The sequence below is a fragment of the Bartonella sp. HY328 genome (genome assembly GCF_025449335.1).
In the GTDB taxonomy this organism is placed as follows: Bacteria; Pseudomonadota; Alphaproteobacteria; order Rhizobiales; family Rhizobiaceae; genus HY038.
The window spans coordinates 1,171,918-1,186,319 of sequence record NZ_CP104883.1 but is presented as its reverse complement, the minus strand read 5'-3'; the positions used below and the strand labels follow the sequence as shown (position 1 = coordinate 1,186,319).

The 14,402-nt window shown below is 39.6% G+C and carries 14 protein-coding genes; 3 read left to right on the top strand and 11 right to left on the bottom strand.

What is annotated here, in order from left to right:
- Positions 1-210: 210 nt before the first annotated feature.
- Together N5852_RS04930 and N5852_RS04925 are read right to left on the bottom strand one after the other, a co-directional pair.
- Positions 211-2,049, bottom strand: a complete 1,839-nt coding sequence (locus N5852_RS04930) for a tetratricopeptide repeat protein (protein WP_262099311.1) — start codon at positions 2,047-2,049, stop codon at positions 211-213.
- A 332-nt stretch (positions 2,050-2,381) separates the two neighbouring features.
- The gene (locus N5852_RS04925; RefSeq protein WP_262099310.1) at positions 2,382-3,362 is read right to left on the bottom strand and encodes a polyprenyl synthetase family protein; all 981 of its coding nucleotides are present in this window, start codon (positions 3,360-3,362) and stop codon (positions 2,382-2,384) included.
- Positions 3,363-3,551: 189 nt separating this feature from the next.
- Between N5852_RS04925 and N5852_RS04920 the strand changes: the two genes are divergently transcribed.
- Positions 3,552-3,773, top strand: coding sequence for a putative signal transducing protein (locus tag N5852_RS04920; RefSeq protein WP_262099309.1), 222 nt, complete (start codon positions 3,552-3,554; stop codon positions 3,771-3,773).
- 190 nt (positions 3,774-3,963) lie between these two features.
- Here N5852_RS04920 and N5852_RS04915 read toward each other — a convergent pair whose 3' ends face one another.
- From N5852_RS04915 to N5852_RS04895, 5 genes are all read right to left on the bottom strand, one after another.
- Entirely contained in the window at positions 3,964-4,395 is a 432-nt protein-coding gene (locus tag N5852_RS04915; protein WP_262099691.1) for an MFS transporter, read from the bottom strand.
- 15 nt (positions 4,396-4,410) lie between these two features.
- Positions 4,411-5,349 (bottom strand): MFS transporter, encoded by a 939-nt coding sequence (locus tag N5852_RS04910; RefSeq protein ID WP_262099308.1) that lies wholly within the window; start codon positions 5,347-5,349, stop codon positions 4,411-4,413.
- Between the two features lie 988 nt (positions 5,350-6,337).
- Positions 6,338-6,811 (bottom strand): SsrA-binding protein SmpB, encoded by a 474-nt coding sequence (gene smpB, locus N5852_RS04905; RefSeq protein ID WP_262099307.1) that lies wholly within the window; start codon positions 6,809-6,811, stop codon positions 6,338-6,340.
- A gap of 20 nt (positions 6,812-6,831) precedes the next feature.
- Entirely contained in the window at positions 6,832-7,716 is an 885-nt protein-coding gene (gene dapA, locus N5852_RS04900; protein ID WP_262099306.1) for a 4-hydroxy-tetrahydrodipicolinate synthase, read from the bottom strand.
- A 284-nt stretch (positions 7,717-8,000) separates the two neighbouring features.
- Complete coding sequence (locus tag N5852_RS04895) at positions 8,001-8,813, bottom strand: DUF4424 family protein (protein WP_262099305.1); 813 nt, start codon at positions 8,811-8,813, stop codon at positions 8,001-8,003.
- A 204-nt stretch (positions 8,814-9,017) separates the two neighbouring features.
- Here N5852_RS04895 and N5852_RS04890 point away from each other — a divergent pair, with 204 nt between their 5' ends.
- Positions 9,018-9,455 (top strand): DUF805 domain-containing protein, encoded by a 438-nt coding sequence (locus N5852_RS04890; RefSeq protein ID WP_262099304.1) that lies wholly within the window; start codon positions 9,018-9,020, stop codon positions 9,453-9,455.
- Positions 9,456-9,580: 125 nt separating this feature from the next.
- Here N5852_RS04890 and N5852_RS04885 read toward each other — a convergent pair whose 3' ends face one another.
- Both N5852_RS04885 and N5852_RS04880 read right to left on the bottom strand, forming a co-directional pair.
- Positions 9,581-10,531, bottom strand: a complete 951-nt coding sequence (locus N5852_RS04885; protein ID WP_262099303.1) for a 4-(cytidine 5'-diphospho)-2-C-methyl-D-erythritol kinase — start codon at positions 10,529-10,531, stop codon at positions 9,581-9,583.
- A gap of 132 nt (positions 10,532-10,663) precedes the next feature.
- Positions 10,664-10,855, bottom strand: coding sequence for a hypothetical protein (locus tag N5852_RS04880; protein WP_262099302.1), 192 nt, complete (start codon positions 10,853-10,855; stop codon positions 10,664-10,666).
- A 358-nt stretch (positions 10,856-11,213) separates the two neighbouring features.
- Between N5852_RS04880 and N5852_RS04875 the strand changes: the two genes are divergently transcribed.
- Positions 11,214-12,548, top strand: coding sequence for a DUF7256 domain-containing protein (locus N5852_RS04875; protein WP_262099301.1), 1,335 nt, complete (start codon positions 11,214-11,216; stop codon positions 12,546-12,548).
- A 111-nt stretch (positions 12,549-12,659) separates the two neighbouring features.
- On the opposite strand, the gene N5852_RS04870 is transcribed toward N5852_RS04875, so the two are convergent.
- Together N5852_RS04870 and N5852_RS04865 are read right to left on the bottom strand one after the other, a co-directional pair.
- Positions 12,660-13,511 (bottom strand): S49 family peptidase, encoded by an 852-nt coding sequence (locus N5852_RS04870; protein ID WP_262099300.1) that lies wholly within the window; start codon positions 13,509-13,511, stop codon positions 12,660-12,662.
- A gap of 87 nt (positions 13,512-13,598) precedes the next feature.
- A complete protein-coding gene (locus N5852_RS04865; protein ID WP_262099299.1) occupies positions 13,599-14,393 on the bottom strand; it encodes a tRNA1(Val) (adenine(37)-N6)-methyltransferase in 795 nt (264 codons plus the stop codon).
- Between the last annotated feature and the right edge of the window lie 9 nt (positions 14,394-14,402).

Sequence of the window (14,402 nt, the reverse complement as noted above, 5' to 3'; positions counted from 1 at the left end):
GAGCGCTTTTCGATCTGACTGGACCAGATCGAAAAGCGCTCTAATCCTTTGTTTACACCGCGTTTTTTGTCCGAAAACCGCTTCACACTTTTCGGAAAACGCTCTAAACAAAAAAGCCATCTATTTTAAAAATAGATGGCCTATTATTTTGACAAATATAAACTATTGGTTGTCACAATCTAGTTAATTGTAACAAGCCGCTTTAGCTACCTACTTACCTGCATCAGGTTTAGAAGGCTGTTGAGATGGCGCATCTTCGCTAGTTGTAGCATCTGCTGGCGCATCTTTTGGCTTATCACTGGACGCATGTTCTTCATCTAACTTTTCATTAATGCTACCATCAGCCTTTAAGCCATGCTTTAATTTTTGCTGAACTTTTTTTAGCTCATCAGGCTCAATCTTACTATTATCGGCGGCATGGTGCCATTGGAAAGTAGCCTCAAGCTTACGGCCAGCCATCCAATAGGCATCCCCCAAATGATCATTAATTGCTGAATCCTCTGGGCGCAATTTTACTGCCCGTTCTAACTCGCGAACAGCATCATTAAAGCGACCAAGCTTATAATAAGCCCAGCCAAGAGAATCAATAATTGCACCGTCTTGAGGGCGCAACTCTGCTGCCTTTTTTATCATCTTCAAAGCTTCTTCAAGCTTCATATCACGATCAACAAGTGAATAGCCAAGATAGTTTAACACTTGTGGCTGATTGGGTTGCAATTCCAATGCCTTATTAAAATCAAGTTCAGCCTTATCCCAAAGTTTTAAGCGTTCATAAGCGATAGCGCGTTGATAAAATAGCGGCCAATTTTCGGGGCGCGTTGTAGTCAACTGATTTAAATATCGATCCAATATTTGCACCGTGTTGGCAAAATCTTCCTTTTGCATATAAATGCTAGCAAGACCAGTATAGACGCGCTCATCTGCACCAAACTGCTTGACCAAACCATTTAAAAGCTCAATTGCCTTATCCTCTTGTCCATCATCAGCAAGATTCATTGCCATCCGCAATTGGCTTTCACGATAATAGGGCGACCCTTGTTGAATTTTGCTATAATATTCAATTGCAGTTTTATGATCATCCGTATTAGCTGATAAATCAGCAAGCTGGAATATAGTTGCATCACTATTTGGCCGCATGGCGAGCGAAATTTGCAAATAAAGCGCTGCAACATTTTCAGCTTTGGCACGGTTAAGAGCAGTGCCGATATTATAAATAATTTCGCTTGCACCATCGCTCGCAGATTGTACAAGAGCAGGTGGCTGCTTGCCATTTTGTGCAGCTAGGCGCAAATTTGCTAACGTATCGCGGCCTGATAGCAGCTTTTCGCCATTCGATAGAGTTTCAATTGCGCCTTTGACATTTTTGTTGCGCCATTGAAAACTCGCATAGGCGATAATCACCCGCTCATAACTATCTGGAAATGCAGCGCCACTATCTTGATCTTTCAATGCTGCTGTAAAGGCTTTTTCAGCTTCAGCCTTCTGACCATTTAAACTATACATCAATGCTAAATGATAGTTTTTAAAAAAGCGAAACCATTCTTGACCTTCAAGCGCAGCAATATCATTAATTGCAGCTCGGCGTTGACCTTGGCCAAATTTTGCCCATGCAGCAAAAACGCCACAAGTGATGGTATCAAGAGAATCAGGATTTGAATATTTCATAACGCTGATAGCTTGCTTAAAATGCTTACGATTCATAGCATCAGCGGCCATAACTGGCTTTGTAAAACGTTCTAATTCCTTATTATTACGCAATAAAATAGCAACAGGAACCGCTTCATTAAACTTACCATTAGCCATCAAAGTTAAAAATAAGTCGCGTTGCACCATTTCACTGTTGCGATCAAAATCAAGTGCCTGTTGCAAATAGCTAATAGCAATATCAGATTGACGATCACTAATTGCAATACGACCAGCTAGATAGGCGCCAGAAAATGATTTTGCAGGGGGAAGCTCGGTTGCTGCCAAGGCAGGAAGCGAAAGGCTAGCCAGTAATGTACCAGCTATAATTGCCTTATAGGAGCGAGAAAGGATGTAGCGCCGCATAGATTTTTCCCTGTTTCCCAATATTGATAATCATCATTTATCAATTTTTTTAATTTGATGCGAAAATACCCAAATTAATATATTTAAACCTACAAGTTAAAACTTATTTTAAATAGTTTTAATTTGTCACTTTCTTTAAACAACTTTTCAAATCAGTTCATAAGTTAATAATAGTTTAGTAGCATTGCGAATTACAGTTACAAATATCTATTTTTTGAATAAAATAAAAACTATCCCTTAAAATCAAATATTGCCACCCAATTTGGTTTTGCTACCATCAAAACTATATGAGTGATCCTTAAGTAAGGATTAAGCCATTTTAACGGCAAGCGTCAATTAACGCGTGATATACAAAAATCAATCACTTCAATTAGGGCTTGCCGCTCGCTATTTTCTGGTATTGTTTCAAGATCTTGGCGTGCTTTTTCACCCAACTCACGCGCTCTTACAATAGTATCATGCAAACTATTATGCTTTTTCATAAGCTGAATTGCTTTTTCAAGGGATTGATCATCATTTGCTCCCTCTTCCATGGCAGTTTTCCAAAACTGCTTTTCGTCTTGATCGCCGCGCGCATAGCTTAGAATAACCGGTAAAGTAATTTTTCCCTCACGGAAATCATCGCCAACATTTTTACCAAGATCTTTTGAATTGCCACCATAGTCAAGCGCATCATCAATCAATTGAAAGGCAAGGCCAAGATTGGTACCGTAAGATGCAAGCGCTTGACGTGTTTTGTCATCCCTACCAGCAATAATTGGCCCAACTTCAGCAGCCGCAGAAAAAAGCGCTGCTGTTTTGGCATTAATAACTGCAAGATATTCGTTTTCCGTGGTGCCAATATGCTTAGCTGCGGCAAGCTGCATGACTTCGCCCTCGGCAATAATGGCTGCGGCTTGGGCAAGCACATCAAGTGCTGGCAATGAACCCACATCAACCATCATTTTAAAAGCTTGCCCCAAAAGAAAATCTCCCACAAGCACACTTGCTTGATTGCCCCAAATCATACGGGCGGTAGATTTTCCACGGCGCAAATCACTTTCATCAACCACATCATCATGAAGCAATGTTGCAGTATGCATAAATTCCACCGCAGTTGCTAAAGCAACATGATGATTGCCTTGATAGCCAAACATGCGCGCGCTAGCTAAGGTAATCATTGGTCGCAATCTTTTTCCACCGGAAGAAATAAGATGATTGGCAACCTCGGGAATCATTTCAACATCTGAACCAGCTTTTGATAAAATAAGCTGGTTAACTGCTTCCATATCGGAGCGGGTTAGGTCGATAAGAGGCTGAATAGAAGCTTGCATGTTATATTTCCCGATTTGAAGCCAATTGGCATTTTTAGCCAAGCATATTTTGCGTCACCATAAGCGAGGCTTTTGTCATGCTCAAGCGCGAAATAGCTAAATTTACACTTATTGAAAATTTTTTTAAGAAAAACAGCCAATTTTTGCTATTTTTCTTTGCGTTAGTTAGATTTCATGCAATGATTTGGTATGATAGAGATTTTACGCACCAATGACGCGGTCATTATATCCATCATTGAAACCTTGTTAAAAGAAGCGGGCATTTTTTATATGGTCGCAGATAGCCATATGAGTGTGGTGGAGGGTTCACTTGGTTTTCTTCAAAAACGCGTATTAGTTGAATCTGATCGGGTAAAAGAAGCTCGTCAGTTAATCATCGATGCAGATCTTGGTAATGAATTGCTCGATTAATATCAAAACAATAGCTTAGCCAATAGCCTTAAGGGCACTATCCTAATAGTGCGCTAGCATATTGGCACATCAATCTTCAGATACTTAAATCTCTACACCATCGATATGGCTCTTTCCCCATTATCCTTGAAAAGCTAGATAGAGCGAAAAGCGTTTGCTGCCTTACATGAGTGCAAGGCAGCAAAATGAATTATCCAATAGTGGTTAATGTACTTTTTGTTGAGCGCATTGCAGGTATATGTTTTTTAAGACAAATAAGCGCAATGAAAACGCCAATCATTGCAAAACCCAATAACCAAATATAACTGGTGAGCCCAGCAATTAAACCACCACAAACGCCGGCTAGAATAGCACCACAACGTCCAAATGCCGCCGCTGTTGCGGTGCCAGTTGCGCGCATTTGCGTTGGATATAAAAACGCTGCCAATGCATAAAGCGGGGATTGAACCGCATTAACAAAAAAACCGTGAATGGTGAGGAGCACCAACATTAAGCCAATATGCTCGTTTACATTAAAAAATAACAACACAAATATTGATATTGCACCACCAATGGCACAAACGCCTAGCGCCCGCAATGAGCCAAAACGCGAAATAGCAAAGGCGCAAAGCAATGAGCCAATAATACCGCCGATATTTTAGGCTGTAAGACCATCGCCAGCAACGCTTTTTTCAATATTATGCGAAGCAAGAATAGCTGGAAGCCACCCAAAAACTGAATAAACTGCACTCATACAAAAGAAAAAAGCAAACCAGATAGCAATTGAATTGCGTTTAAAGTCATGCGTCAATAAAGCCCCAAAGCTGGTCTTGGCCAAAGACGATGCACTATCATTTTTCTCAACAAACTCAACATCGCTAGCCGTTGGTCGTTTAAGTCGCAATAAAAGCTTTTGAAGGTCAGGCCAACGGGCTTTATGACGTGCCATGTATTTAGGCGATTCTGGTAATGTAAAACAAAGAAAAGCAAGTAAAACAAGTGGTAAAAAACCACCAATAAAAAAGGTCTTTTGCCAACCAAACTCGGCAAGAACCAATCTTGAATAAAAACCTGCCAGCATACCGCCAAGAGGCACACAAACGATAGAGGCCGTAATAATCATGGTGCGGTAACGCAGTGGAGCAAACTCCGCTGACAAGGTGGTGCAAACTGGCAAAGCCCCACCAATACCAATGCCGGCAAAAAACCGAAATATCATCACATGATGAACATTGCCAGCAACACCAACAAGCATCGTAGAAATGCCACAAATGGATAATGTTATTAAAATAAGGCGGCGGCGGCCAATTTTATCGGCAAAATAACCGGCACAAAGGCTACCCAAAACCATACCAACGGAACTTGCAACTACTGCGAGGGTAAAAACGCTCCGCTCACTATGCCCCCAATCTTTCATCATTGTTGGAATGGCATAGGCAAGCAGCTGACTGTCAAAACCATCAAGAATAATTGCAAGAGCAATTATAACCACAATAAAAATCTGCAATGGTGTAAATGATCCATTGTCGAGAACTTCACTAATATCAACCTGCTTGCGGCCGCTCGATTGCGCCGGCGGACTTATGTCTCCCACCATTTAATTTCCTATCTCCCATTTTTGAACTCTTTTTAGCTTGGAATAAAAATACAGAAAATAGAAAGCCTAGCTATTCTTAACCGGCAATCATAGCGCTCATCCATTTCCCGCAAAAGCCTTGCAATAGAAGAGATTAAAAAACAACAGCAAAATTGAATAATTTAAAACTATTAATAATCGTCGTTATTTCTATTAATCGTCTAATTTAGCTTTACCAGTAATGAAACCAAATTAAAAAATTAAAATATAGTGTAGCAAAATTAGGATCAGCAAAACTTTCTATGATCCCATTTTACATAGAATTATCATTAACGCTCTTTATACAAGAATTTATTTTGCTAAGGACTTCCTATAGATTGAAGCCTGATTACATTTAAATGAAAGATCACTTTTTGGGGGAGACTTTAAAGCCATTGGTCTTACAATAAAAGTGACGATTAAAATTAAAAATAAAAATCTACTATTTTAAATAATACGCAAGTTAAAACCAATTATAGATATTGTATTGATGAATTAAAAAAAATTCCGATATTTTCAGTCTATGAAAATGGCAGCCAATTGACTGATTTTAAATATCAAGAATATATTGTTGTTATCTTTTATAATGAAATGACCTGACTATTATAAAAAAATAATACCCTGCGCTATTTTGCTTTTGATAAAACTATCACAGCGATAAAACGGTAAGGCTCACTTTTTGATGTTTCAATTCACAATCAACATATCGTTTTTTTAGCAGGCGACCATTTAATCATAATGAAATTTTTGATCTCGCAAATGATAATTTTGACAACGAAAAAATCTTTTTTTTAACCGCCACTCAAAAATTACGTTTATTGAAAACCAATATTTATTAACCACTACGCTAGTGGCGAAACTATAAAAATTGACATTTCTAACTACAAAATTGTCAATTAAGCGAGCTTAGCAGCAATATAAAAAATCATTGAATTATAAAAAACAATCTAATTATTTATGAGCAAAATGCCTAACCACGGTCACGCAATAAGCGCGATTTTTCACGGTTCCAATCACGCTTTTTCTCAGTCTCGCGCTTATCATGGTTCTTTTTACCACGAGCAAGAGCTAACTCTATTTTGACGCGACCACGTAAGTTGAAATATAGCCGCAAGGGCACAACTGTCATGCCGTCACGCGACACGGCTTGAAAAAGCTTGGACATTTCCCGCTTGCTAACCAATATTTTACGCAACCTGCGTGGCTCATGATTGAAGCGATTGCCTTGTGTATATTCTGGAATATATGAATTGATAAGCCAAAATTCGCCATTTTCAAAACTGGCATAGCTCTCAGCAATATTGGCATGATTAGCGCGTAAAGATTTAACCTCGGTGCCACTAAGCACCAGGCCCGCTTCTAATTTATCCAAAATTTCAAAATTATAGCGAGCCTTACGGTTTTCCGCAATAACCTTACGCTCTGGCTTATCTTTTTTTGTCATAGATCTTAAATACTATATTTTTAGCGTTTTACAAGCCCTGCATGAGCAATTGCCGCATCAATCTTGTGGGCAGTCTCTGCTTCAATAGCAACAAGTGGCAAACGTAAATGCGCGTTACAAAGACCTAATTGCTGAGCTGCATATTTAACACCCGTTGGATTTGGTTCAATAAACAAGGTCTTGTGCAATGGCATAAGCTTTTCATGAATTTCTCTTGCCTTATCATAATTGCCGGTAAGGCAGGCATCTTGAAAGAGCGATGAAAGGCGTGGCGCAATATTGGATGTAACCGAAATACAGCCAACGCCACCTTGCGCATTAAAACCAAGGGCGGTTGCATCTTCACCCGACAATTGGATAAAACCATCACCGCAAGTCATGCGCTGCTCTGAAACACGCTCTACCTTGCCGGTTGCGTCCTTAACGCCAATAATATTATCAAAATCATTGGCAAGACGACCCATGGTTTCTGGGGTCATATCAATAACCGAGCGACCGGGAATATTATAAATGACAATTGGCAAAATAGTTGCTTTTGCAATAGCTGCAAAATGTGCATAAAGACCACGTTGATTTGGCTTATTATAATAAGGTGTCACAACGAGTGCCGCGTCTGCACCCGCAGATTCTGCAAACTGAACCAGCTCAATCGCTTCTGCTGTGCTGTTTGAACCGGCACCAGCAATAACCGGAACGCGCCCCTTGGCTTGCTCGATCGTTAGCTCAACAACGCGCTTATGCTCTTCATGGGTTAAAGTGGGCGATTCACCTGTTGTACCCACTGGCACAAGCCCATTTATCCCTTCTGTGATTTGCCACTCCACAAGGTCGCGCAACGCTTTTTCATCAACCTCTCCAGTTTCAGAAAATGGCGTAATAAGTGCGGTAATGGCTCCCTTGAGCATGGTAAACTCCGTAAATTAAATTTTAATATTGCTATTATGTTAGCGACTAACAAAACCAACAAGCTTTATATCTGTGCGGCAGACAATAATTCAATAGCCACATTGGCGATCTAGCCTAACTTTACCAGCATAATCCTGTCAATAAAGCATAGCAAGATAAATATAATAAGCGTGTTGAATTTTCTAATAAAATGAAATTTCCAATAGCAAAAACAAATTTTAAAAACTTTAACACGTTTATATAGACACGCAGCCGCTACATATCAGTCAACTTTTTAAATTATCTATTCATTAAAATTGCTAAAATCATTCAAAATAAAAATCGAAAGATCTTCTTTAGGAACATAATTTTTTTTTCGTATTTCAAATTGCGTTGGGCTTATTTTTTGAACACCATCACCACAAAATGTTACCAATGCATTCGGTTTTTCTTTATCAATAATCAGACGAAAATCTTCAATAACACCGCCAGCCCAATTGCCTCCAGTAGTTAAAATATAGTCAATCCCATCATAACCTATATCATAATTAGCTTTTTCCAATTTGTTTAATGCTGCTATGAAGTTTTTATCTGGGCAATAAGTATCGTCATTTAAATAATTTTCTTTTATCCAACCTACTGATTGTGGAATGCCGGTAGTGGTACTAGGTGTGTAAAAATGGCGAACCTTAATTTTTTTAACGGCTGGGAAAGTTTGTTGCCAATAAAACGTGATATAAAGCGTAGCTTCAGATGGGAAATCTCCACTATCCCTCACCACTTTACGGGTGCTTTTCATTGCGACAGCTTTACCGTCAACAAAACTATGAAAATCTAAATAATTATCAAGACGCTCATCATCGATATAGGGCCGATTATATTGGTCACCAAAAGGCTCACCATTTGCATTAAAATCAAAAGGCGGCATTGGAAAAGCAACAATAGTCGTAATATCTTTATTGCTGCGATTTTCAAATATATAATTCACTTCAATTTTATCAACTGAAATATATAACTCTTCTGATACCATTGCTATATCTTCTAACTTTTGAAGAACAAGCCCACCTGCAGTCAATCCTGCACTACTATCATTAGCCGAACTTATTTCGCTAGTCACGAGCACACTAAAGCATAGCAAAAAGCTTTTACCAATATTGCGCCAGAATGTATTGTTTAAAAAATAAACTAGCATAATATCTCCACTATTTTTAAAAACATTATAGCATTTTTTTGAAAATAAAACCATTAAGCGCAGAACTTTAACATAGAAAAATAGATTGTTATTTGTTAAATAGAAAGAAAATAAAATAAAGACGCAAAAATGAATTTAAAAACTTCACTTCATACATGTTTTATGCACAAATATGCATCTACCTCTGGCAGAGCATCACGCTCGGAATATTGGTGGTTTGCACTTGTCTTCAATATAATATATTTAATTCTCTTTCTGACATTAACAAATTTTATCGAGCCAATGGATCCGCAAAAGCCAATTTATTGGCAAAGCCTGTCCTTATTGCTTTTCCCTTTTGTTATCTTCTTTATTCCTTTTGCGAGTGTATCCATACGGCGTTTTCACGATATTGGCATGGCTGGCTGGCACTTTTGGGTTGTTTTAATTGTGTTACATATGCCCTATGTCGGTCAAGCTCCGTGGATTTATTATATTTATCTACTTTGCAAAAAAGGTTCACCTGATCCAAATCGCTATGGTAGAAATCCATCGTCTAAAATGGACTACCAAAATATATTTGAGTGATTTTCCAGGACTCATCGCACCAGTAGTGGCGCAAAGCAAATGAAAATGAAAATGAAAATGAAAATGATGAAAAGTTATATAGCAATGCAATATGGCAAAAGAGCATATTTAGCAAATATGCCGGATTAAACGCCGTAGCTTTTTCCAGCTATGAGAAAATAATTGGGATAAATTTTCTGTGCTTCTAAATAGGCCTGCTGCAACGCTTGGGCATTGGGGAATATGCCAAAACAGGTCGCGCCGGAACCAGACATTGCCGCAAAATCAGCACCAAGGTCTTGTAATGTATGCAATATGGTTTTTAATGCTGGATATTGATGCAATGCAGGCTGATATAGATCATTACGCATGGTCTTCAATTTTTCAATCAGTCCTTTATAATGCGCCCCTGCCCCATCATTCCAGCTAAATTCTGGATTAGTTTTATTTTCCAACTTGGCAAATATTTGCGGGGTTGAAACAGCCACGCCTGAATTGATCAGTAAAATATCCAAAGGAATAAATTCATCAAGTGGTTTTAATATTTCGCCTATACCGGTGGCGATCAGCGGCGAGCGATAAAGCACCCCATGCAAACACATTGGCACATCTGCGCCAAGGCTCTGCACCTTATTGGTTAATAATTGCAATTCAGCTTCTCGATCATCGGCATCAGGTATTAAATTCCAATGTCGGATTAACGCGACCAATGTCGCTGCCGCATCAGATGACCCACCACCAATACCCGATGCAATTGGCAAGTTTTTTTCCAAATGAATTGCAACTGGTGGACAGCGTTCTTGGCCAACAAGATCACGCAAAAAATTTCGCGCCTTTATCACTAAATTATCTGCGCCAAAATCTTCACCGCCACCAAAACGGCCAGAAATTGCAAAACTATCGCTCTCTGCCGCTTCTACCTTTATCATGTCGCCATTATTCATAAAAACGACAAGGCTTTGCAATAAGTGGTAATTATCACTGCGCTGACCAATAACATGGAGTGAAAGATTGAGTTTTGCTGGCGCAATCTCTTCTATAGCCTCGCGCATTATTATAGGCGCAGAACCATCTTTTAAATCCAAATTTTCATTCAAAGAATATAAAGCCATAACCAATCGATACATCAAGCTCAAACAAAAAGCACAAAATTAGCTTACCAAAAGCACCTATGGCTATAAGGCTGAGTGCTACAGAAAGCAACTACCTTTTCTGCTTAAACGCATAAATCAGAATTGATTGTTTTCCACGCGATATTCACCTGTTTTAGGGTCTTGTACTAAAGTGCCCTTAGCACCGGTTTTACGCTCTTGCTCTGCTCTTTTTACGCGAACCGCCACACGATTGGACTCACGTTTCAAAATCTTGAAACAAAAAATAAGACCAGTTACCACCACTGCCAACACGATAAAACGCGACATATATAAAAGCCTTTCTTTGCAGCATCAAATTACATTAGCAAACAAGTTAGCTAACTTCCATAATAGGAAACATATCACTATTTAATAGCTCCATATTTAGCAGTGCCATATTTAGCAGTGTCATGTCACAACAAAAGCAAAATGAGCACATTTCCTAGCGGAGTTTTACTATTATTTCTTATAATATAGAATTAAATCGCAACGAAAATAGGGCATAGCGCCGTTTATTTTTAAAATAAATAATATTTAATGATATTAATAGCAATCGTCCCCATTTAAAAAGTCGCACAAACCAATATAGAAATAAAAACCTTATTATATTTTAGCATGAAACTAAGGGTTAAAGAGGATCGGTTTTATGATGGTACGAAATGAACTATTGGCAAAATTACGCCCTAATGATCGAGCAGATATATTACGTAAGGCTTTTGGCGAAAGCTGGGAAGAACCTGATTGCCACGCTGAAGGACATGTATGTGATGATGATGTTAGCGCTCGCATTACGATAGATGATAAGATTGGTGAAATCACATTTCGACAATCCTTCCCTATAGACATCACGATAGGTGGCATAAGATTAGGATCTCCGGCGTCATCTTTCGACGCACTTTATAGCAACGCAATAGAAGTTCCTGATGACCGTAATGATTACGGTTGGAGCTTTAAGCAAGCAATCATTGAGGCTGGAGCTGACAAGGGTTTACAAATTACAGTTGGAATTAAGGATAACCAAATCCGAATTACAACACTTTCTGAAACAAATGCTATCTATCAAGAGCGCCCTTATAAATATGCAGACCCCTTGCTTACTGATGCTTTTGATTTAACGCTATTGGCACCAGTTCCTCTTGATCAACGACCTCAAAATGGCTGGTGTTACGGAATGCCACCGGCTATTAGTGATGATCGTTGGCCGATTAGCCCTATTTATGGAACACCACTACGTCATGCTTTTACGCTGAAGCTACCAGAGCAATATCGTACACAAGGCCCAGATTTTGTTGCAATAAGCCTATTTGTGGATGATATGTTTGATGAGCTGGATGCCTTGGAGGTACCGCTTCCAACAAAATCTTCTCATTCAGATCAAAAGCGTTTTGATTTCGAATATTTAGATTGCCATTATTCTTTATTCTGGCTTACGGAAGAAGAATTCAATGGCCCCTTGGGCAAATTGCCATTGCTCGACCCGCAAATACCCTTGCCCGACTGGTTAGTGAAATCGCCCAGTGAATATTTTGGAGCGCCAAGTTTACCTCCAGTAGCATTTGAAGACAATAAACGCCAAGGATATGTGCCTGGCGGTTTCGACTTACACAAACGTATGGATTCTGAGCAGCCCAAATCAGGATGGGCAACACTGCCAGCGCGTGAAGCGCTCAATTTTGGTTTCCCAATAAAGATTAGGCGCCGCGAGGATGACCCTAATGTTGGGCGGCCAGCGCGAGAATGGGAACATCAAAATACGTTAAGCGGCTATATTCCGCCCTATAGCAATGAAGGGGAAGAACTTAATCTTGCACGATTTGCTGAATGTGATGCACATCTTGGCGGTACAATGTTCCCGTTACAAAGCTATCCAGATTTTTCACCTTATTATATCGAGTTTAACGAAAATTTTGGTGGTTTTAATTTTGGCTTTGGGATAGCGCAACTTGACCTTGAGCAAATGCTGCTAGACTGGGCATGTTGAGTTTTTGCAAATAGCGTCAAAAATATTTTGCACGGTCTAGCTTCAATAATTGGTAGTAAATAAATCGTAAAAGGCAGCTTTGACGCTGCCTTTTTGCTTTTAAGAAGTAGCTTAGAGCCCGTAGCGCGACCATAAAGCACGCTCTTCAGCAACATCAACAATATTGCCAAGGGCATGGCCTGCAATATCAGCATAAATTCCCGATGGTGATTTGCGACCAAGCAAGCCTTTTGATGCATTGATCAAACGCATTTGCATTTTGCTGCCATAGCGGTCTTTCAACACGCTTTGAATATCATTAAGCCCATCAACTAAGCCCAATTCTTTACCTTTTATACCAGTCCAAAACATGCCAGTAAAAAGATCTTCATTGTCGCTCAATTTGGTTTTACGACTATTTTTCACCAAATTGATGAAAGTCTCATGAATTTCCAGCTGCAACTCTTTTAAATGGTTAATATCACTTTCTTTTTCTGGAGAGAAAGGATCCAAAGTCGCCTTGTTTTTACCTGCGGTATAAACACGGCGCTCAACACCAATTTTCTTCATTAATTCAGGAAAACCAAATGAAGAAGAAACAACACCTATCGAGCCAACCACCGATGAAGGATCGGCAAAAATTTCATCGCCTGCACAAGCGATCATATAACCGCCTGATGCCGCCACATCTTCAACAAAGACGAGCACACGCTTGTTTTTTTCACTAGCAAGGTCACGAATACGCTTATAAATAAGCCGCGACTGCACTGGCGAACCACCGGGCGAATTAATAACAATAGCAACGGCAGGTGCTTCTTTCATATTGAAAGCACGCTCAAGCTGCTCTGCGCAATTTGCAAGCGACAAATTACTTTTAAGCGCCGATGACGATGAACTAATGACGCCTTGTAACCGCACAACTGGAATAGTTACGCCTTCAGAACGAAATTTACGAGGAATTAGTTTTTTAATCCAGTTAGCCAAGCTAAATCTCCATTTTCAAAATTATATTGACTTATTTAATAAGTTTTTGGATAGGCTCTCGCAAGTAGTAACGCAATTATTCTGCGACTATTCATCATATTTATCCCAAACACCCACTATTCCATTGCAGATTGCATCGGTTCTAGCCGAAAATTGGTTATCATGAGCATTATGCAATAATATTGGACTAGCAAAAGACAAGGCAGCGCGGCTACCTTTTTTCGCATAAACTAAAATACGAATTGCTGCTTGGTGAGGGCGTGGATAAATAGGTATTACAACCACTCCACCAAAGCGCCCTTGTAAAGCTGACAAAATATTTTCAAGCGAGTTTGGGCGTGCGATTAATCCTATAAATCCGCCCGGGCGTAACAGTGCAGCAGCAGTGCGAAGCCAAGCATCAAACATGCCTTCCGTCATTACATGCGCCTCTGCCTTTTCTTTATCAGGGGTTGCGCGATCAGATTGTTCATTAAATGGTGGGTTCATAATTGCAAAATCAAAGCTATTATCAATAAGCCCGGCTTCTAACCGAGCTTTTCCACGGAGTGTCACATCGGCATTCAACAGTGATGTTCGCAATTTAAATTTGGCATTTTCTGCCAAATTTAATGTTTTTTGGGCATATTCCCCCATAAGTGATGAGCGCTCCACCAAAGTTATTTTAACATTATCGCAGCGTGATGCAACCGCAAGACCGGCGGCACCTGCACCAGCACCAAGATCAACCAATTGGCCGCTAAAATCCGTTGGCACTAAGGCGGCAAGCATCATTGCATCCATGCCGGAGCGATGACCTACATTGCGTGGTTGCACAAGTGCAAAACGGCCGCGATGAAAAGCATCAATAGTTTCGTTAATATTATCAATTGATTGTGGCATTATCGGCAT

Coding starts and splice junctions, on each gene's coding strand:
- N5852_RS04930 (WP_262099311.1), bottom strand. CDS start 2,049: ATGCGGCGCTACATCCTTTCTCGCTCCTATAAGGCAATTATAGCTGGT.
- N5852_RS04910 (WP_262099308.1), bottom strand. CDS start 5,349: ATGGTGGGAGACATAAGTCCGCCGGCGCAATCGAGCGGCCGCAAGCAG.
- N5852_RS04925 (WP_262099310.1), bottom strand. CDS start 3,362: ATGCAAGCTTCTATTCAGCCTCTTATCGACCTAACCCGCTCCGATATG.
- N5852_RS04865 (WP_262099299.1), bottom strand. CDS start 14,393: ATGCCACAATCAATTGATAATATTAACGAAACTATTGATGCTTTTCAT.
- smpB (WP_262099307.1), bottom strand. CDS start 6,811: ATGACAAAAAAAGATAAGCCAGAGCGTAAGGTTATTGCGGAAAACCGT.
- N5852_RS04880 (WP_262099302.1), bottom strand. CDS start 10,855: ATGTCGCGTTTTATCGTGTTGGCAGTGGTGGTAACTGGTCTTATTTTT.
- N5852_RS04875 (WP_262099301.1), top strand. CDS start 11,214: ATGATGGTACGAAATGAACTATTGGCAAAATTACGCCCTAATGATCGA.
- N5852_RS04920 (WP_262099309.1), top strand. CDS start 3,552: ATGATAGAGATTTTACGCACCAATGACGCGGTCATTATATCCATCATT.
- N5852_RS04890 (WP_262099304.1), top strand. CDS start 9,018: ATGAATTTAAAAACTTCACTTCATACATGTTTTATGCACAAATATGCA.
- dapA (WP_262099306.1), bottom strand. CDS start 7,716: ATGCTCAAGGGAGCCATTACCGCACTTATTACGCCATTTTCTGAAACT.